Below are 17,622 nucleotides of genomic sequence, written 5' to 3'. Positions count from 1 at the left end.
GGTGCCGGGGCTGCTCCCTACCCCTCCCTGCGCCGGGAACGTCCGTGCAGGAGCCGCGTACGGGGGAGGTCGAGAGGATCTTCCAGAACACCTCCGGAGCGGTCCGCGTGCCCGCCGCTCCCGCGCTGATCGGCGCGTCCCCAGGGCGTGACCCGCGCGGATCCCGCTCATGAGTAGGTGACCGTCACCCGCTCGAAGCCGAGGCCGCGCAGAAGTCTCTGAAGCATCTCGGTCGTGTTCCGCTCCGCCCGGGACGTCAGGCCGGACTCACGGGCGGCGTCGCTGATCCGCTGGGCGGCGAGGACGTTGACGGCCTGCTCGCTCGCGGGGTTGTCCGAGAAGAGGTCGCCCAGCCGGTCGAGCAGACCACGCTGCTTGGACACGGCGTACGAGCGCTCGGGATCGAGCGCGGGAGCGGCCAGCCTGGCGTGCGGCAGGCGCAGGGTGGCCTCGGTCCGATCCGCGTCGACGGTCACGGAGTCGTCCCCGAGACGGCCCAGTTCGACGTAGGCGCCGACACTGCCGTTCGCCACGTAGAGGGTGCGGGTGCCGCGGATCGAGTCCGGCAGGAACCGCGCGTCGTGCTCCAGGTCGACCACCACCTGGTAGGTCCCCGCCGCGCCCTCGTACCGGCTCAGGTCCTGGACGGACTTCAGGACGGCGGGACCGGAGCGGTCCCTCACCTGCGTCCCGAAGACGTCCAGCCCGGGGATCCCGAGGAACTGGCCGATCAGCATGAGGGCGACGGCGAGCACGAGCAGAACGACGGTGACGAGACGCCACCTTCCTTCGGAGCGCCTTCGTGTCCGGTGGGGCGGCGAGGGTCTGTTCTCGGTGTCTTCTCCCATGGTCGCCTGGTGCCCGCATCGGCGCCGCTCATCCCCAACTTGGCTCGCTCTGTGGCGAGTTGATGCCCCTGTGGAAGGTGTGTCAGACGGGTGCTCTCCCATGGGCCGTACGGCATACAGCCCTCTCGTCGCGGGTACGCGGGGCCCGTCCGCACACGGTCGTCCAGAGGAGGAAGAGGCGCATGATCGATTGGAGAGCGTCATGGAGACGGGCCGGAGGGACGGGAGGCAAGACGGCGGCGGCACCCGTCGAGACGGATCCGGAGGGGGTCGGGCGGAGGGGAGAGGCGGGAGGAGCGGCGGGGACGATGCCGGGCCGGCCGGGGGCGAGAGCGCCGGAGGCAAGGACGACGGCCCCGGCCCGACGGGGCCCGGGGCGGTTCGTACGGACGCTGGTCACCCTGACGGCCTTCGCGGGCATGGTGGCGTTCGCCGTGGTCCTGGCCAGACTCACCCTGGAGGCCTCGCCGGCATCCGAACCCCTGACCCACAGCAACCTGACACCTGGCCGGTCGATCGAGAACTACCTCAACCAGCCCGGGTTCGTGGAGACCGTCAAGCAGGTCGGGGGGAACATCGCACTCGGCGTCCCCTTCGGGATCCTGCTGCCGCTGCTGTCCCGCAGGACCCGCGGACTCCTCAGGGTCGTGCTCGTCACCGCCGCCACCATGCTGCTCGTGGAACTGGTGCAGGGCGCGCTCGTCACAGGACGTGCCTTCGACATCGACGACGTCCTCCTCAACACGACGGGAGCGCTCCTCGGCTACGCGCTCGTCGGACGGCGGCTGGGGCGCGCCGTACGCCCCCGCACCCGCCCCCGCTGGTGGAAGCGACGCCCGGGCGACTCGTCGGCCTGACGCCGTGACGGGGAAGCGGGGAACCGGGGCGGTCGGCGTGTGTCGGCGCTCAGGCGTGGTGCCTGATGGTCCTTCGGATCCAGTCGGCGTAGGCCGGTGCGTTGGTGGAGAGGCCCGGCCGGGCCGAGCACGCGACCCCCGGGACGCCGGGGCCCGAGGCGACCCCGACGAGCTCCCACAGCAGGTCCTGGAAGGGCGGCTGTCTCGGCGCACCCGCAACCGAGGCCCGCACCAGTGCCAAGTCCCTCAACGCCCCGGACACCTCCGCCCGGACCTGGCTCAAGGCGGAGCGCGAGTTCGTCGGCTGGGCCGACTTCACCGGTCAGGAAGACACGGGCCGTCTGTACTCGTGCGGGCGGCGGGCGAGGTATCCATGAAGGGGTTCTCCTTCGTGGTCGTAGCCATGGGGGCTCCTCTTCGAGGTGGGTGTGGGCGTGCCGGCCGGTCGACGTTGCGATCCGCACCGTGAACCGGCGTAAAGCCAACCGCGCGGGCACGGCAGACTCCCGCTCCACAGGCGCCATTCCATGGACGCCGGGGGTCGGGACATGCCGAACGGCCCGCACCATCACCCGGTGGTACGGGCCGTTCGGCAACCCAAGAGCCTGTCGGAAGGGGGAAGGGGACTACCGGCAGACTCTGTCTATCCGGAGCGGTCCCATGCGCTCCACCCCCGCATGCCCCTGAATCCGACACCCGCATCCCGCATTTTCGGGAGGGGACGGTCGGTCAGGTTGTGCCCGGTCCTCGTCGGTGGGCCCGAGCAGCCCCGTCGAGCGAAGGCCTCGGCCGGCGTGTCCGCCCCGGCCTTCTGCGGACCCGCCCGGTCCGCTCCGGTGCTGGGGACCTTGTCAGTCGAGGGCCCGGTAGAGCGTGGTCCAGAAGTCGGCCATGGCCCGCGGCGAATCCGGGGTGGACAGTCCGACCTGGGTGAGCAGGATGCCGGTGAGCTGGTGGGTCGGGTCCGCGTAGGCGGTGGTGCCGGTGCCGCCGAACCAGCCGAACCGGCCGACGGGAGCGTAGTCGTCGCGGCTGGTGCCCACCGACATGCCGAACCCCCAGCCACCGGCCGCACCTTGGCCGGACGACAGGTGGGCGACGCCGTCGAACATCGCTCCCCGGGCCTTCATCTGCTCCGGGGAGAGGCGGTTGGTGGTCATCAGCTCGACGGCGGCCCGGGACAGGATGCGCTCGCCGTCGTGCACTCCGTGGTTCAGCAGCATGCGGAAGTAGGCGTGGTAGTCGTCGGCGGTGGAGGCCAGTCCGCCGCCCGCGCCCTGGAACACGGGAGGGGCGCTGAACGATCCCCCTGCCGCCTGGTCCCAGACGGCGAACTCGCCCGTCTGCGGGTCGGGCCCGTACAGGGGCGGCAGCCGGTCGATCCGGTCGGCGGGCACGTGGAAGCCGGTGTCCTTCATACCCAGCGGATCGAGGATCCGTTCGCGCAAGAACGCCTCCAGCGGCTGTCCGGCGACCCGGGAGACGAGCACGCCGGTCACCTCGTTGCTGAGGTCGTACTGCCAGCGCACACCCGGCTGGTACTGCAGCGGGAGTTCGCCCAGCCGGCGCATCCACTCGTCCTGGTGGGGCGCCGGACCGGAGGCCACGCTGTAGTCGAGGCGTTCGAAGGTCGCGGCCCTGATCGGCGAGGTCATCGACTCGAAGTCGGTGCCGAGCCCGAAGGTGGAGGTCAGCAGGTCCCGTACGGTGATCGGCCGCCGCGCCGGAACGGTGTCGTCCAGCGGGCCGTCGGGCCGACTGAGCACCTGCCGGTCGGCGAGTTCGGGCAGCCACGGGTCCACGGGGTCGTCCAGTCGCAGCCGGCACTCGTCGAGCAGGACCATCGCCGCCGCCATGGTGACCGGCTTGGACGTGGACGCCATCCGGAAGATGGTGTCCCGGCGCATCGGCGGGCCGCCGTCGTGCCGCATCGTGCCGATCGCCTCGACGTGCGTCCGCCCGCCGCGGCCGACGAGGGCGACCAGACCGGGTATCTTTCCGGACTCCACGTGCCTTTCCAGCACCTCGCGCAGCCGGCGCAGTCCCGCCTCGGTGAAGCCGCTGTCGTTCGTTGCCATGGCGTGTCTCCTGTTCACGGTGTCATTTCCCACGGCCGCTCACCGGTGGCCGCGCGGCCCTCCGAAGGGCCGTGGCAAGAGGCTGCACCCTTGACCCAGGGTCAAGGTCAAGGGCGGACCCGGGCGCGTTATCCTCGCCCCGCGACGACCAGCGACACGGAGGAGCGTCAGGGTGACGGCGGACGGGCTCGGGCTCACGATCGGTCAGGCGGCGGCGTACGCGGGCGTCACGATCAAGACCGTGCGGCACTACCACCGGCTCGGCCTGGTCGCCGAGCCGGAACGCGACGCCTCCGGCTACCGCCGCTACCGCTCGGACGAGTTGTTCCGTCTGGTCCAGGTCCGCACCCTGGCCGCGGCCGGGGTGCCGCTGGCCGAGATCGGCGACCTCCTCGACGCCGGTCCCGAGGCCTTCGCCGCCATCCTGGAGGAGGTCCACCGCGAGCTCACCGCCCGGATCGAGGACCTGACCGCGCGCCGCGACAGGCTGCACCGCCTCGACCACGGCGACCGCGCCCTGCTGCCCGACCGGGCCTGCGCGATCCTGGAAACACTGGCCGGACTCGGCTTCGACCCCGCCTATGTGACCGGTCAGCGAGAAGCCCTCGTACTGACTCGAGCACTGGTCCCGGAGATCTTCGACGGCTTCATGACCTGGCTCGAACAATCGCTCGCCGACCCCGAGACCGTCGAGCTGACCAAGCGCGGCTGGGAGGCGAGGAGCTGGGATCCGGACGATCCGCGGATCGGGGAACTGGCCCGCGAACTGGCCGGCAGACTACTGGCCCGACGCGAACTGCTGTCGATGCCGCCCGGGTTCGAAGAGCGATCCGACACCGCCGCCCGCTACGGGATGGTCAACCACCACATGGAGGACCGGGCGCCGTCCATAGCCCGGCTGAACGCTCTGGTCGAGACGGAACTGCGCGCCGCCGGCATCGCCGTGCCCCACCGCTGACCGATCCTTTCGGAATGGGTCCGACCGGTGGGGCCCGTCTCGAGCGTGTGCGGCGTCCTCGGCGCGCTCAGGGTCCTCCTCAGCTGGTGCTCGTGCTCGCACCCGTGATCGGCACCGCCTGCCCGCTCACCCGCACCCGCGGGTGAGCGGTGGAGGCTTCGACCCGGAGCAGGCTGGGTCGGCCGAGGTCCTCCCCCTGGCGGACGGTGAGGACCCCGGTGGGCGGGAGGGCGTCAAGGGTGCGCAGGTAGCCGCCGAGGGCGGCGGCCGCGGCACCGGTGGCCGGATCCTCGACGACGCCGCCGACCGGGAAGGGGTCGCGGGCGTGGAAGAGTTCCCGGGTCTCGCGCCAGACCAGCTGGAGCGTGGTCCAGCCGTGACGGTGCATGACCTCGGCCAGGGCGTCGAAGTCGTAGTCGAGGGCCGCGAGGCGCTCGCGGGTGGCCGAGGCCAGGACCAGGTGCTCGTTCCCCCCGAAGGCGACGTGCGGCGGCAGCGCGGGGTCGAGGTCTTCCGGGGACCAGCGCAGAGCCGCGAGGGAGGCGTTCACCTCCTCGTCGCTCGCCGGCCGAGAGCGGGTGGGGACGCTGGTGAGCGTCGCCGTCACGGGCCCTTCGGGCCCGGCGGAGGTGTCCAGGGCGATCTCACCCACCGGCGTGTCGAAGACGAACGGGCCGGGGCCGATCCGTTCGGCCAGGGCCACCGCGGTGGCGACGGTGGCGTGGCCGCAGAAGGCGACCTCGGCGAGCGGGCTGAAGTAGCGCAGCCGGAACCGGCGTGCCGTGTCGTCGGCGGCCGTGACGAACGCGGTTTCCGAGTAGCCGACTTCGGCGGCGATGGCGAGCATGGCGGCCTCGTCCAGCGCGGCCGCGTCCATGACGACGCCGGCCGGGTTGCCCCCGGCGGGGTCGGTGGTGAAGGCGGCGTAGCGCAGGATTTCGGGGCGTGTCCTCAGGTTCATGCCCCCTACTGTGGCACCGCGCAGACATCCCTACAAACGATGGATTTCGATCCGATCCATCGAATTACCCGATGGAATTGGTTAGGTTCGACAGCATGGACACCCGACTGCTGCGCACCTTCGCCGCCGTTGCCCGGACCGAGAACCTGACCGCCGCCGCGGAGCGGCTGCACCTGGCCCAGTCCACCGTCACCGCCCAGGTGCAGGCATTGGAGAAGGAGCTCGACCTGCGCCTCTTCGACAGGCTGCCGCGCGGAGTGGTGCTCACCAGTGCCGGGCGTGAGGCGCTGGTACAGGTCGAAGCGGTGCTGGAGGCCGAGTCCCGGCTGCGAGCGGTCGCCGCCTCGGCAGGTGGCGCGGACGGTCGGGTGACCGGGCGCGTGGTGGTCGCGGCCGGCGAGACACTGGTGTCCGCACGGCTGCCGGGAGTCATCGCCGCGCTGCGGCGCAGCCACCCAGGGATCGAGGTGGACCTGCGCACGATGGGGACCGCCACCGCGGTCGCCGCGCTTCGCACCGGCGAGCTGGACGTGGCGCTTCTCCTGGAGGACGAGACGGCTTTCCGCGACATCTCGTGCACGCCGCTGGCCCGTGAGCCGCTGGTGCTCGTCTGCTCTCCCGAGCATCCCCTCGCCCGCAACGCCGCTGATGCGCCCGCCGACTGGGCGGAGCTGGCCCGCCAGGACTACTTCCTGCACGAACAGGGCTGCTCGTACAGCGACCGCTTCGTCGACCGGCTGCTCACCGAGGCCGGAGGCACACAGCCCCGGATCACGCGCTTCGGCAGTCTGGAGGCCGCCCGGTCCTGTGTCGCCGCGGGCCTCGGCCTCAGCCTGCTGGCCCGCGCCAACATCGCGGACGCGCTCGCAGCGGGCCGTCTGGCACAGGTCCCCGGACCGCGGTTCCCTGACGTCGCCGTCCAGCTGGCCCGTCACCGCCGGCGCTGGATCTCCCCCGCGACGGCGGCACTCACCGCCGAACTGCCGCACCACTTCCCGCAGTGAACGCGCTCGCCCCGGCGGACAGCGGGCCCGGCCGACGGTCCGCCCGGCGACGTCCGCGGTCGGCCGGCCGCTTCGCATCTCTTCACCCCGCCTCCCGGACCGCCCGGTCACCCAGGCGCCGCCACGGCCGCAGGTGGTCCGAGGAAGCAGCCGGCGCCGAGCGCCACGACCATGGCGACGACCACACCCCTCACGCCCACCTCATCCCGATCGCAGGCAGCTGCTCGATCCGCTCCGGCGCCGGCGACGCCGCCCGGGAGCGCTGGCTGCCGACCCACGCACCGAGCTTGAGCAACACCTCCCGCTGTTCCTGGCCCTCGCCGTCGCCGTCGAAGACGACGGTTTCGACGTGCTTCCTCGGCACGGTCGGATGGCCCTCGCACTCGTAGAACTGGTGGACGGCGCCGTAACGCATCGCCCCCTTCTGCGCCTGACTCACCCGGGCCTTCGGCCTGTCCTCCTCGGCGGCCGGGGTGATCCCGAGGACGTGCTCTCACATCCACGGCTGCACACCGGTCAGCTGGGCGAACCCGAGCCGCTGCGCCCGCCCCCCACCGCCCCAGGTCCTCGCCCTGGTGTACGACATCCCCGGCCGCTACCGGCGGCATTCCGCCCTCGTCCAGGTCCTGGCGCACGAGGCGGAACGCCCTTTGCCAGGCGACGGGCCAGACCGGATACCACGGCGGGTCGATCTCCTCCAGCTGCTCGCGTCGCTCCGCCGACAGTGTCCCGGCCCATGACTCCACGGTCAGTCCTGCGACCCGGCGCTGCTCCAGCTCGGCCGCGCGCCGGGCAGCGGCCCGTGCGTTCATCAGCCGGATCCCCACCGCGGTTCCCTGGAGCACCGCGTCCAGCGGCGCCAAGAGGTGCCCGTTCTCGGTGGCTCACCCCCGCGCCGCGGTCAGACCCTCTTCCCAGGCGACCTCATAGGGGGACCAGACCATGCCGAGCCTTTCCATCCGCCGGGCGCGCAGGCCGCTCATCTGCCCCGCCCTGCACGCCCGTCGCTGCTCCGCGACCCACTGCCCGAGGGGGTGGGCGCCCTCCTCGTGCCCGTAGGGCACCCGGGCGTGGCCCTCGCGTTCGGCGTGCTGTCTGAGCTTTGCCCAGCCGCGTGCCCCGTCCTGACGGGAGGGGAACAAGGCCAAGGCCGGCTTACCGCTGATTGCGCGCCGGAGGCCGGTGCGTGGTGGCGGATGCCGAGGAGCCCCGGCCGTATGGGGCCGGGGCTCCTCGTGGGTCCGCACCCCACCACCGGTGCGGGCCGGGTGTTCACCATGCCGGGCTCTGTGGGCGGGGGAGGCCCCAGGCCCGGCAAGAGAGCGGGTCCCATCCGCTCCACCTCCGTGTGCCCTGGATGCCGGCCGTCACACACCCCCTGCCGTTCTTGAGAAAGCCTGGTGTGAGAAGTGACTTTGCGGGCAGACGGACGTCAGCGCCGCCGTCTGCGGATATCCCCCCGAGTCGTGGACGGCGGCGACGACTGGCGCACACACTGCCTGCGGTCCCCCCTCCCGCAGGCAGCGGCGCATCAGAGGCATAGGAAGCACGGGAGGCCACGGTCTGGAGCACGCCCGCCGGTAAGGGCGTCTCACGCCATGAGGTCGCTGACCAGATGCAGGCGGGCCGGGTGAAGGCTTTCGTGAATTCGGCTGAGCCGCGTGTGCGGTAGAACTGCAGCTCACAGAGTCTGCTCCCCGCGCCCGCGGGGATGGCCCCGAATCCGTCCGCGTCGCCGCGATCCTGCGGGCCCGCGCCGCCGCGCCGAACGCGCCGGGCGGCCGGCGCCGACCACCGCTCCCGCGCTGCGTCAGGCCGGATGAAGCGCTGTAAATGCCCGAAATGCGCGAAGCTTGCCACTTGCCTCCTGCACCGCCACCACGGTGATGTCCCTGACAGCCGCTGGCCGTCCAGCCGTGCGTCTCTCTGTGTCGACCGGTTGGTGAAGACAGAAGGGACTGCGGCGATCGGGCGCCGGCTTCCTCTCACAGCGCACCGCGCGGTCGTGGGCTTTGGACGATTGACTCCGTCCGTGAGCAGGGAACCACAGCGTACGGCTGTTTCCCGGGTGTCGCCCATGGTGGGAAGGACCAGGCTGGCCCATCGATCTGACGAATCAGCGAGACACCATGACGGTGTTCGGGTCGGCGTTTTACCGTGTGACTGCGATCAAGGAATGCGTCATGGACGGTGGGGGAGACGATGGGCACTCACAGGGACGGCATGCCCGTAGATCTCGCCGCTGAGCGTGCTGTCCTCGGGGCGATGATGCTGTCGAAGGACTCCATCGCAGACGTTGCGACGACGCTGGTGCCGGACGATTTCCACGACCCTGGTCATCGGCTGCTGTACTCAGTTCTTCTTGACCTCTTCAGCGCCGGGGCCCCCGCCGATCCCACTGCGGTCGAAGCCGAGCTGGTCAAGCGGAAACAACTGGAGACCGTCAGCCGTGACGTCGTCCACGACCTGGTCCACGCATCCGGCGCCCGCAAGGATCCCAACGCAGCGGCGCAGCGGGTCATTGACGCGGCAGCCCTCAGGGCGACCGTCGAGGCGGCCCGCAAGGCTGAACGCCTCGTGACGGATGCAGACATCGACGACGCCGACGAGGTCCTGGAGGCGGCCCAGAGCGCCTTCTTCAAGGCCACGAGCCGTCAGTACCCCTCCGACAGTGCCCTGCCTCTGGGCGACATCATGGAAGGCGCACTCGACGACATCGAAGCCATCGGCAGCCGGTCAGGAACACTGCCCGGCATCCCTACCGGGTTCACCGATCTCGACGCCCTGACCGGCGGTCTCATGCCCGGGCACCTGATCGTCATCGCCGCTCGTCCTGCCATGGGGAAATCCACCCTGGCCATGGACTTCCTGCGCAGCGCCTCCATCAAGCACCACACGCCCAGCGTGCTCTTCAGCCTGCAGTCGGGCCGCAACGAGATCGCCATGCGGATCCTGTCCGCCGAAGCGCGCGTCGCCCTCCACTACATGCGCAGCGGCACGATGGGGGACGAGGACTGGCACCGGCTCGCCAAGCGGATGCCCGAGGTCGTCTCTGCCCCGCTCTACATCCAGGACGCCGGGTCTGGGACCCTTCTCGATCTGCGAGCCCAGTGCCGCCGGCTGCGTGTGCGCAACGGTGTAGGCCTGGTCGTCGTCGACTCCTTGCAGGCCCTCGACTACGGCACCCGCCGCTTCAGCTCCCGCTACGAGGAAGTTTCCGAGATCGCCCGCGGCCTCAAGGCCTTGGCCAAGGAACTGGAGATCCCCGTCATCGCCGTGTCCGATCTCACCCGTGGTCCCGAGCAACGCACCGACAAGAAACCCATGATCAGCGACCTGCGCGACTCCGGCACTCTGGAAGAGATGGCCGACCTTGTCGTCCTTCTCCACCGCGAGGACGCCTACGAGAAGCTCTCGCCCAGGGCAGGCGAAGCCGATTTCATCGTCGCCAAGCACCGCCAGGGCCCCACCGCAACGATCACCGTGGCCTTCCAGGGCCACTACTCCCGGTTCGTCGACATGGCCCAGACCTGAAAGGAGAAGCCCCAGTGCTTGAGAATCTCGGCCGGTACGACGGCGCACACAGTGACTACTGCAAGGCTCACCTGTGCTGCCGCTGCCAACAGCGGTCCTGGACGACCCGCCTGGGCGACGAGCGCCTGTGTGGCCTGTGCGCGTCGTGCTGCATGGAATGCGGCCGGGCGCCGGCGCCCCACCTCGAAGGGCTGAACAACGGGGTCTGCGCGGAATGCCAGGGCAGGTGCGCACGCTGCGGCAACAGGGTTCCGGAGACGGGCCCCTGCCCGTGCCGGACGTGGCGGAAGGGACCGGGAGGCGATCCGGTCGGCTTCGTCATGCAGGGCTTCCCCCAGCCCCTGCTCCAGGCCCTCGGCCACCGGTTCCCGCGGAACCTGCCCGACATCCTCTTCGCCGAACTCAACCACCGGACCCCGGCACAGCTCCTCGCCCGCGTCGAGCGGCGCTGGCACACCCGTTGGTCCCACGCCATCCACGAACGCGATGAGGACAACCGGCGGCGCTGGGCACCCCAGGAGATCGCCGAGTTCCTCGTCGGCCGCGGCCCCTGCCAGAACCCCGCCTGCGAGGACGGGTACCTCATCCACGACGACACCCCCTGCGGCTACTGCCAGCAGCCCGAGCACCGCTTCGTGCCCGGCACAGCAGAGGTCACCTCCACCAGCGAGCACGCCCGCAAGACCGCCGCCGAAATCCGCCAGACACTCATCGCCCACCGGACCGACCGGAAGAAGAAGCCAAGCATCCGCGTGGGGGCAGCCCCATGGCCGCTTCCGCCTCAGAAGGATCGGTAGCCCTGCTCGGCTCTGTGTGCTCGCCGGTGCTGTCTGCGAAGCGAGTGCACTGCGTGGGTGCACTGCGCAGCCCGCGCCGGTGCCGGGGCCGCCGAGCGGCGGCGGGCACGGCCAGTCGATCTCCAGTTCCCCGTGTTTGCCTGGACGGTCGACTGAGCCGCGTAGTACACGCGAGAGATTTCATGGCTGGGAGAGGAGTGACAGACTTCGGGGACAGTGATCCGTGCATGCGTAGTGTGAGAAAGCAGACGATGTCCGATCCGATACCAGGGCCTCCGCACCGCCCCCACGATTCTTGGGCACCCCCGCCGGGGGATGGGGTGCCCCCTCCACAGCCATGGCCCGCTCCACCGGTCGGGTGGGGCCTGCAGGGTCCCACGCCGCCAGCCCGTGCGCTTGGACCGACGACCGCACCGCCAGGGGCCGCTTACCACGAGCAAGGGCGCAACGGGCGCCAGCGTGCTGGGGCGCGAACCGGGGAGTTCTTCCTCGCCCTTGCACTGATGGTGACCGGGATGATCTTTGTGTTCATCGGCTCTGCCGTCGCCGGCACGCTGCTGGGACTGGAATGGGCTCCAGACGACAGCGAGGCATTCTTCGCCGACCCGCTGCTCGACAATGCCGTCCTGCTGGTGGGCCTCGCCTTGTGGACTCCGGCCGTGCTCCTTGCCGTCCGTGTGTGCGGGAAACGGCCTGCCGGCACCCTCGCGTCCGTCACCGGACGGCTGCGGTGGGGGTGGCTGGGATGGTGCTTCGGGCTGGCTGCGGTCGTGCTCGTTGTCCAGAACCTCGTGCTGATCGTTTGGGAACTGTTCCAGGAGAGCTCTGAGACCGTAACCGGGGAGATGCCCGGCTGGTCCGAACTTCTGCTGAGTCTGTTGGTGCTGTGGGCGCTCGTTCCCTTCCAGGCTGCTGCCGAGGAGTTCGTTTTCCGCGGCTGGCTGGTCCAGCTGTTCGGCGGGTTTCTTCGCTCGCCATGGCCCGGGGTGGCGGTGGCTTCGCTGCTGTTCGCCTTGGCCCACGGCTTCGGGCAGATGTCAGGGTTCCTGCTGCTGTGCTACTCGGCGGCCTGGTGGGGCTGGCTCACCGTCCGTACGGGTGGTTTGGAGGCGGTCATCGCCGTTCATACGGTGAACAACTTGATCGCCTTCTCGCTCTCTGCGGTTTTTGGAGAGCTGGCCGATGAGAGCACCGCTGCGGATGCACCCTGGCAAGCTCTCGCGGCCGAGCTGCTGTTCGCTCCGGCGTTCTGCCTGATAGCCGCTCGACTCGCCGACCGACGTGGAATTCCCACTCGTACACCGAGCCCGACAGCCTGACCGTGGTCTACCGGTGCTGTCCGAGCCGCTGAGAGCTCTCGACGCCTCTGCAGGCGATGCGGTGTCGGATGCCTCAGCCGAAGAGCCATCGTCGCGGGTGGCGGCAGCCGTAGCCCTTGTCGGTAGGGAGCTTGCCGGGCTTGCGTTGACGTCGGCCGCGGTGTGAATGGGCCGACGGTATGCCCTGGACCAGCGGGGTGAGGGCCTGGCTGTCATGGAGGTTGGCGCCGGAGCTCCCGACAGAGAGTCAGGTTGGTCCGCGCCGTGGGCGCAGCGCCTGCCCGAGCTCGCCGCCCGCCCGCTGGACGGCGAGAACCTGGAGGTGACCGCGTGGGCGCCGCACCGGAGGTGTCCGGCGTCGACCTCGCCGCCAGGCACTCCTCACTGCCAGGCCTCCTCGCCGCCCGCGAGGCGGCCAAGGCGCGGAAGACCGAGACCCGGCAGAAGCCGAAGCGGCGGACCACCGTCGTCGCCCGCCGCCTGGGCCTGCCCATCGAGGACGGCCCTGCCTCGGCCCCCGTCCAGCCGAGCACAGTGCCGGGCCCGCACACCGGACGCCGGCCCCGCCATCAGCGCCGTCTCGGTCCCGGCTTCCAGGGCATCCGCTGACTCCCACGAGAGCAAGGGATCGCCTGGCCGCACTCGCCGGAAAGCCGTCGTGACAGGCGTCGAGCCAGAGGCGAACAGGCGACTGGCGGATGCGAACCAGACGGTCCAAAGGCGCCCGCCGAACCAGGGAGTCGAAGGGGTTGCCCGAAGGCTCGCGGCCCACGCCTTGCCAGATCCGTTCACCGTCCAGCGAGAGGACCAGGGCCAGGGCGAAGACCTTGGTGAGGGACTGCGTCGAGAAGGGCTGCTGCCAGTCGTCGACGCCGTAGAACGTTCCGTCCGGTTCGGCGACAGCCAAGCGAAGCGCCGGGGGTCGGCACCGGCGAGCAGGGGGATGCAGTCGGCGGGACTGCCGCGTTCGCCGAGCGCGGCGGTCTCTTTCTCGATGCGGTCCAGTACGGAGCCGAAGCGTCTGGTTCCGACTGTGGTCACTGTGCCCGTCCGAACGCGGTGGGGCTGTCGGGCATGGGGTGTTCCTCAAGGACGTGCGTGGGCGGAGCGGAGGAGGACCGCGGGGCACGGCGCTCGGTCCGGCGCCGGAGGACCGCACCGGCGCCCCCGTCGCGGCAGCGGGTGACCGGCCTCAGGTCGTTCGGGCTCCGCGCGCTCGTCGTCTCTGCCCACGCAAGCGTGCTGGAGTTCTCCTCCGCCGTGAGAACGGCGGCGAGGGGGACCAGCTCCTCCGGGCGTGCACGTCCCCTTTCCTGCTCTGCTTGCGACGGCTCCGAACCTCATTCTGAAATGAACAGTAAGTTTCCCCGGTGCCTCCCAGACGTTGTTGCCGGTATGGGGCTGGTGGACCGGCCAGGACCCGGCATCGAGAAGCAGGCGAACCAGGCAGCGGAGGCGGCATGCGAGCTCGCGGACGCCACGGCCGGGTACGGATGGAACGCGGCGGCCGCCGACGACTTCCTGGTCGCGATCGACACTCTGGCCGCCGCCCTCGCCCGAATCGACCCGGAAGTTCCTGAGGCCCAGGCACCGAGGCGGATCCCGAGTCGCCGACGACCGCGCCGTCACCACAGCGTCGGCGGTGGAGGCGGGCGGCGTGAGCTGCGTGTCCTGCCGCGGCCGGCTTCGTTGAGCACGGCATGACGATCTTCAGCCGCCGCGTACTCGCCTCCACCACTGTCGCCGCCCTCGCCGTCCTCACCTCGGCCGGGGCGGCGTCGGCCGACAGCGTCGGTAACAACCTTCCCGGGCTCGGACTGCTGTCCCAGAGCTTCGGAAACGGCGACCAGCAGGACAACGCCGCCGACACCCTGCCCACCCACAACGCCCTCAACAACGTCACCCTCCCTTGATCGAAGCCGTCCCTGCGCCCTTTCCAGCTGCCATGGGGTGCGCGCATGCGGAGGGTCATGTGCGCTTCCGGCATGTGTGGCGGTGGTCTCGGATGAAGAGGGGGAAGAGGGGGATGGCGGCGCCGACGTGTGTGTCGAGGGACCAGCCGCAGGGACAGACAGCTCGGTAGCGCCAGTGCCGGATGCCGCGGTAGCCGTAGATGCGGATCTTCAACGCGCTCCTTTCTTCAGTCAGCCGTGGGCGACGGCGAGGGTGACGAGGAACGCCCCGTCGGCGTCCCAAGCGGGCGTACTGCCAGCCGCCCGGGCAGGTGGCCACGTACTGCCACCTGCCCCGGAACTCGTCGTCGACGACGCGGGCCTTCATACGGGCCCTCCTACGAGATGGATTCGACGCCGCAGGCCACGCCGTCGCGGCGGCATACTCCTTCGCCTGGAGCATGCGGAAGCCGCAGTCCTCGCCCCGCGGGACGGGCTCGACCAGGCCGTGGTGGTTCCCTCGCGAGGGGCTCGGCGACCGGATGATGCTTGCTGCCGCCGCCTCTCAGCTCGGCGATGAACGACGGAAACACGACGACATCCGTGGGCACCCGGATCGTCACCGTCCGGGCCGGCCGGTCGATGCCGAACGGCTGCTTCCCGTCCCGTCCCTTCACCGGCACCAGCGCGGTGCCGTACTTCTCCAGGCCGGACCGTATGAGCGCCATCGTCTTCTCCGCGAGCGGTCGGGTGCGGTCGCCGATCCGAGGCGCTCCCATCGACCAGCCGATGATGTCGGAGGGGGCCCGACCGGAGGGTTCACCTCGACGCCGCAGCGGGGGCAGCAGTACACGGACTTCGGCCGTACTTGCCGACGGTGTTGCCGTTCTTCCACGTCTGCCGGGCGTCGACCAGCCCGCAGTCTGCGCGGACGGCCCGCGGTGACGTCCACCGCTCGATGTCGGGGCAGCGGGGGCCGTTCGGGTGGAACAGGCAGAACCAGCGGTCGCGGCACTGGTCGGCCACCGGCCCGGCCTGCTCGGCAAACGCGGCGCTCAGGAACGTCTCGTAGGAGACGATCTGGCGGCCGACGGCCCCGGAGGCGCCGGTGACCAGGATCGTCTGCACACCGGTACGCCTGTCTGTGTCTGTGTCTGTGCCATGCTCCGCTCGTAGGAGCCTTTGCGGGCAGCTGCGACCCGCAAAGGCGGTGACCTCAGGACGCGGGCAGGGTCGACACGACTTTGCCGGAGGCATCGGCAGCGAGATAGCCGCTGGCCTGGTAGTCGTTGCTGAGGTAGAAGCGCAGTGTCGGACGGTCGTCGTTGAAGGTCCAGCGGTCGACGACGACGTAGCGCATCGTGGGATCGTCCACCTTGAGGTCGCGTTCGCCGCGCTTCATCAGCGCGGGGAGACTGTCCCAGGGCATCGTGGACACGTCGAAGGGCTGCTCGTCGGCGTCGTCGGCACTGATGGTGCCGCCGGGACCGGTCTTCCTGGCCACGCCGGCCCGGTACTCGTACGCGTCGTAGGTCTTCGCGCCGGGCCGGGTCGGGATGTTCGCCAGGGCGTACTCCTCGTAGACCGTCAGGTCCTTGATCGTCGTGGTGCCGCTCGCCCGACGGAACTCCGCGATGACGGCACGGACGTTGGCGGTGGTGAGGAGGCTGCCGCGGACCGCGGGCGCGGGGGCGGAGGCGGACGAAACCGTGCCCGTGCCCGAGCCCTGGCCGGGGGTGCGTACGGCGCCGCTAGGGGAGGCTCCGCCCTTCGCCCCGGAGGTCCCGCCGCTGCCGTTGTCGCCGTCGGGGAACAGATTCACGACGCCGATCACCGCGGCAGCCGCCAGCGCGAGGCCGACGGCGACGCCTGCGGCGGGCTTGCGCGGGCTCGAGGGCGCGGAAGTGGGCAGCGTCGGCGGGCCGAAGCCCGCGCCCGGCGCAGGGGGCGGGCCGTAGGCAGGGTGCGGGTACGGCGCGGGCGCTTGCGCGTACGGGCCGGGGGTGGCAGGGACGGTGACGGGGGCAGAAGGAACAGTGACGGGAGCAGGAGCCACGGCCGCGCCGCCCTCCGCCTCCGCCAACAGCCGGTCCAGAAGCGCCCCGTCCGGCCGCTGCGCCGGATCGCGGACGAGGAGCCGGGTCAGTACGGGACCCAGTGCGCCGGACCGCACCGGCGCGGGGATGGGGTCGTCGAGCACCGCGACCACGGTCGCGAGGCCGGTGGCGCGGCGCAGCGGGTGGTGCCCCTCGGCCGCCACGTACAGGAGCATGCCGAGCGACCACAGGTCGGAGGCCGGGTTGCCCTCCTCGCCGCGGACCCGCTCGGGGGCGATGAACTCCGGCGAGCCGATCAGGTCGCCGGTGGAAGTGAGCCGGGAGGTGGCGCCGTCGAACGCGGCGATGCCGAAATCGGTGAGCACGGCCCCGCCATCGTGGCGGAGCAGGACGTTGGCGGGTTTGACGTCGCGGTGCTGGATGCCGGCGGTGTGCGCGGCGCGCAGAGCGGAGAGGACCTGGCGGCCGAGGGCGAGCACCTCGGGGACGGGCATCGGGCCCGCGGCGAGCCGGTCGTACACGGAGCTGCCCTCGACGAGCTCCATCACGATCCACGGATGCGAGCCGTCCTGCGGCTCGACGATGTGGTGGATCGTCACGACGTGCGGGTTCGACAGCCGGGCCAGGGCGCGGGCTTCGCGGACGGCGCGTTCGCGCAGCTGCGCGGCGAATCCGGGGTTCGCCTCCTCGACGGCGGGGTCGGACGGGCGGACCTCCTTGAGGGCCACGTCGCGGTCGAGGGCGACGTCGCGGGCGCGCCAGACGGTGCCCATGCCGCCGCTGCCGAGTCGGGAGATCAGTCGGAAGCGCCCGTCGACCAGGGGTCTTCGGTCATCATTCGTGCTCATGAGCGGTCATCGTAGGCGGTTTCGGGTGGCAGACCGGAGCGAGCCCGGCCTGTCACCCGGCACGGGCTGCGGCAAGGAGGCTACTGGGCCATCTCGTACGCGCCGGAGAGCACCTCCACGCGCTGCGAACACTCCGTGTCGACGGCCGGGCAGCGGACCGCGCCGAGCGCCCACTGCTGCTGCGCCTCGGTCCCGGAGTCCCTTCCGCGAAGCTCAACGGCGCGCGCGGATTAAGGAGCGTTTCGTCCCGGCAGGGCTGTGTGATAACTCGGGCGACGAAGCCGCTTGGATCAGGTGATCGCGCGTGTGACGATCGGGTCGTGTGGGCCTGTAGGGCCTGCGGTTGCACGCGGGATCCTCCGCAGAGGCGAGGAGGGGTGCCGGGAATGGTCGCGGGGAGCGCTTCCCGGCGATCCTCCCGACCGTCGACCCGGCCGAGATGTACTCCACCTACTACCCGCGCGCCAAC

Annotated in this window: 16 protein-coding genes and 3 pseudogenes; 9 read left to right on the top strand and 10 right to left on the bottom strand. The window is 70.9% G+C overall.

Going from position 1 to position 17,622, the window contains the following annotated elements:
- Positions 1-167: 167 nt before the first annotated feature.
- The gene (locus ACFYUZ_RS32300; protein ID WP_389315244.1) at positions 168-848 is read right to left on the bottom strand and encodes a DUF4230 domain-containing protein; all 681 of its coding nucleotides are present in this window, start codon (positions 846-848) and stop codon (positions 168-170) included.
- Positions 849-1,156: 308 nt separating this feature from the next.
- On the opposite strand from ACFYUZ_RS32300, the gene ACFYUZ_RS32295 reads away from it, so the two are divergent.
- The gene (locus ACFYUZ_RS32295) at positions 1,157-1,705 is read left to right on the top strand and encodes a VanZ family protein (protein WP_389315242.1); all 549 of its coding nucleotides are present in this window, start codon (positions 1,157-1,159) and stop codon (positions 1,703-1,705) included.
- Between the two features lie 101 nt (positions 1,706-1,806).
- Entirely contained in the window at positions 1,807-2,082 is a 276-nt protein-coding gene (locus ACFYUZ_RS32290) for a hypothetical protein (RefSeq protein ID WP_389315240.1), read from the top strand.
- A 474-nt stretch (positions 2,083-2,556) separates the two neighbouring features.
- On the opposite strand, the gene ACFYUZ_RS32285 is transcribed toward ACFYUZ_RS32290, so the two are convergent.
- Positions 2,557-3,783, bottom strand: a complete 1,227-nt coding sequence (locus tag ACFYUZ_RS32285) for a serine hydrolase domain-containing protein (RefSeq protein WP_389315238.1) — start codon at positions 3,781-3,783, stop codon at positions 2,557-2,559.
- Positions 3,784-3,955: 172 nt separating this feature from the next.
- Between ACFYUZ_RS32285 and ACFYUZ_RS32280 the strand changes: the two genes are divergently transcribed.
- Positions 3,956-4,741 carry a MerR family transcriptional regulator gene (locus ACFYUZ_RS32280; protein WP_389315236.1) on the top strand — a complete coding sequence of 262 codons (786 nt, stop codon included), beginning with the start codon at positions 3,956-3,958 and terminating at the stop codon, positions 4,739-4,741.
- A gap of 79 nt (positions 4,742-4,820) precedes the next feature.
- On the opposite strand, the gene ACFYUZ_RS32275 is transcribed toward ACFYUZ_RS32280, so the two are convergent.
- On the bottom strand, positions 4,821-5,702 hold the full coding sequence (locus ACFYUZ_RS32275; protein ID WP_389315234.1) for a PhzF family phenazine biosynthesis isomerase: 882 nt from the start codon (positions 5,700-5,702) through the stop codon (positions 4,821-4,823).
- A 95-nt stretch (positions 5,703-5,797) separates the two neighbouring features.
- On the opposite strand from ACFYUZ_RS32275, the gene ACFYUZ_RS32270 reads away from it, so the two are divergent.
- Positions 5,798-6,706 (top strand): LysR family transcriptional regulator, encoded by a 909-nt coding sequence (locus ACFYUZ_RS32270; protein WP_389315232.1) that lies wholly within the window; start codon positions 5,798-5,800, stop codon positions 6,704-6,706.
- Positions 6,707-6,896: 190 nt separating this feature from the next.
- On the opposite strand, the gene ACFYUZ_RS32265 is transcribed toward ACFYUZ_RS32270, so the two are convergent.
- Together ACFYUZ_RS32265 and ACFYUZ_RS32260 are read right to left on the bottom strand one after the other, a co-directional pair.
- Positions 6,897-7,121, bottom strand: a complete 225-nt coding sequence (locus tag ACFYUZ_RS32265; RefSeq protein ID WP_389315230.1) for a helicase associated domain-containing protein — start codon at positions 7,119-7,121, stop codon at positions 6,897-6,899.
- A gap of 469 nt (positions 7,122-7,590) precedes the next feature.
- Positions 7,591-7,854, bottom strand: coding sequence for a helicase associated domain-containing protein (locus ACFYUZ_RS32260; RefSeq protein WP_389315228.1), 264 nt, complete (start codon positions 7,852-7,854; stop codon positions 7,591-7,593).
- A 1,078-nt stretch (positions 7,855-8,932) separates the two neighbouring features.
- Here ACFYUZ_RS32260 and dnaB point away from each other — a divergent pair.
- The 3 genes and pseudogenes from dnaB to ACFYUZ_RS32245 form a co-directional block, all read left to right on the top strand.
- Positions 8,933-10,240 (top strand): annotated as a pseudogene (gene dnaB / locus ACFYUZ_RS32255) (replicative DNA helicase); the annotation flags it as partial.
- 320 nt (positions 10,241-10,560) lie between these two features.
- Positions 10,561-11,037 carry a hypothetical protein gene (locus ACFYUZ_RS32250; RefSeq protein ID WP_389315226.1) on the top strand — a complete coding sequence of 159 codons (477 nt, stop codon included), beginning with the start codon at positions 10,561-10,563 and terminating at the stop codon, positions 11,035-11,037.
- A gap of 515 nt (positions 11,038-11,552) precedes the next feature.
- Positions 11,553-12,356 (top strand): CPBP family intramembrane glutamic endopeptidase, encoded by an 804-nt coding sequence (locus ACFYUZ_RS32245; RefSeq protein ID WP_389315224.1) that lies wholly within the window; start codon positions 11,553-11,555, stop codon positions 12,354-12,356.
- Between the two features lie 10 nt (positions 12,357-12,366).
- On the opposite strand, the pseudogene ACFYUZ_RS32240 reads toward ACFYUZ_RS32245, so the two are convergent.
- Positions 12,367-12,603: pseudogene (locus ACFYUZ_RS32240) on the bottom strand (IS5/IS1182 family transposase); the annotation flags it as partial.
- Between the two features lie 83 nt (positions 12,604-12,686).
- Between ACFYUZ_RS32240 and ACFYUZ_RS32235 the strand changes: the two are divergent.
- Positions 12,687-12,965, top strand: a complete 279-nt coding sequence (locus tag ACFYUZ_RS32235) for a hypothetical protein (protein WP_389315513.1) — start codon at positions 12,687-12,689, stop codon at positions 12,963-12,965.
- A 118-nt stretch (positions 12,966-13,083) separates the two neighbouring features.
- On the opposite strand, the pseudogene ACFYUZ_RS32230 reads toward ACFYUZ_RS32235, so the two are convergent.
- Positions 13,084-13,397: pseudogene (locus ACFYUZ_RS32230) on the bottom strand (glutaminase); the annotation flags it as partial.
- A gap of 659 nt (positions 13,398-14,056) precedes the next feature.
- Between ACFYUZ_RS32230 and ACFYUZ_RS32225 the strand changes: the two are divergent.
- On the top strand, positions 14,057-14,269 hold the full coding sequence (locus tag ACFYUZ_RS32225; RefSeq protein ID WP_389315222.1) for a hypothetical protein: 213 nt from the start codon (positions 14,057-14,059) through the stop codon (positions 14,267-14,269).
- Between the two features lie 377 nt (positions 14,270-14,646).
- On the opposite strand, the gene ACFYUZ_RS32220 is transcribed toward ACFYUZ_RS32225, so the two are convergent.
- The 3 genes from ACFYUZ_RS32220 to ACFYUZ_RS32210 form a co-directional block, all read right to left on the bottom strand.
- On the bottom strand, positions 14,647-14,976 hold the full coding sequence (locus ACFYUZ_RS32220; protein ID WP_389315220.1) for a hypothetical protein: 330 nt from the start codon (positions 14,974-14,976) through the stop codon (positions 14,647-14,649).
- Positions 14,977-15,067: 91 nt separating this feature from the next.
- Positions 15,068-15,376: a hypothetical protein gene (locus tag ACFYUZ_RS32215; RefSeq protein WP_389315219.1), complete on the bottom strand. Its 309-nt coding sequence runs from the start codon at positions 15,374-15,376 to the stop codon at positions 15,068-15,070.
- A gap of 88 nt (positions 15,377-15,464) precedes the next feature.
- Positions 15,465-17,153 (bottom strand): serine/threonine-protein kinase, encoded by a 1,689-nt coding sequence (locus ACFYUZ_RS32210; protein ID WP_389315217.1) that lies wholly within the window; start codon positions 17,151-17,153, stop codon positions 15,465-15,467.
- Positions 17,154-17,622: the final 469 nt, after the last annotated feature.

The organism is Streptomyces sp. NPDC004266, from assembly GCF_042874095.1.
Classification (GTDB): Bacteria; Actinomycetota; Actinomycetes; order Streptomycetales; family Streptomycetaceae; genus Streptomyces.
Note: the sequence above shows the minus strand (reverse complement) of the source record. Positions and strands in the feature narration are given on the sequence as shown.

Coding starts and splice junctions, on each gene's coding strand:
- ACFYUZ_RS32275 (WP_389315234.1), bottom strand. CDS start 5,702: ATGAACCTGAGGACACGCCCCGAAATCCTGCGCTACGCCGCCTTCACC.
- ACFYUZ_RS32225 (WP_389315222.1), top strand. CDS start 14,057: ATGACGATCTTCAGCCGCCGCGTACTCGCCTCCACCACTGTCGCCGCC.
- ACFYUZ_RS32285 (WP_389315238.1), bottom strand. CDS start 3,783: ATGGCAACGAACGACAGCGGCTTCACCGAGGCGGGACTGCGCCGGCTG.
- ACFYUZ_RS32220 (WP_389315220.1), bottom strand. CDS start 14,976: ATGGCGCTCATACGGTCCGGCCTGGAGAAGTACGGCACCGCGCTGGTG.
- ACFYUZ_RS32295 (WP_389315242.1), top strand. CDS start 1,157: ATGCCGGGCCGGCCGGGGGCGAGAGCGCCGGAGGCAAGGACGACGGCC.
- ACFYUZ_RS32250 (WP_389315226.1), top strand. CDS start 10,561: ATGCAGGGCTTCCCCCAGCCCCTGCTCCAGGCCCTCGGCCACCGGTTC.
- ACFYUZ_RS32300 (WP_389315244.1), bottom strand. CDS start 848: ATGGGAGAAGACACCGAGAACAGACCCTCGCCGCCCCACCGGACACGA.
- ACFYUZ_RS32265 (WP_389315230.1), bottom strand. CDS start 7,121: ATGCGTTACGGCGCCGTCCACCAGTTCTACGAGTGCGAGGGCCATCCG.
- ACFYUZ_RS32210 (WP_389315217.1), bottom strand. CDS start 17,153: ATGAGCACGAATGATGACCGAAGACCCCTGGTCGACGGGCGCTTCCGA.
- ACFYUZ_RS32270 (WP_389315232.1), top strand. CDS start 5,798: ATGGACACCCGACTGCTGCGCACCTTCGCCGCCGTTGCCCGGACCGAG.
- ACFYUZ_RS32245 (WP_389315224.1), top strand. CDS start 11,553: ATGATCTTTGTGTTCATCGGCTCTGCCGTCGCCGGCACGCTGCTGGGA.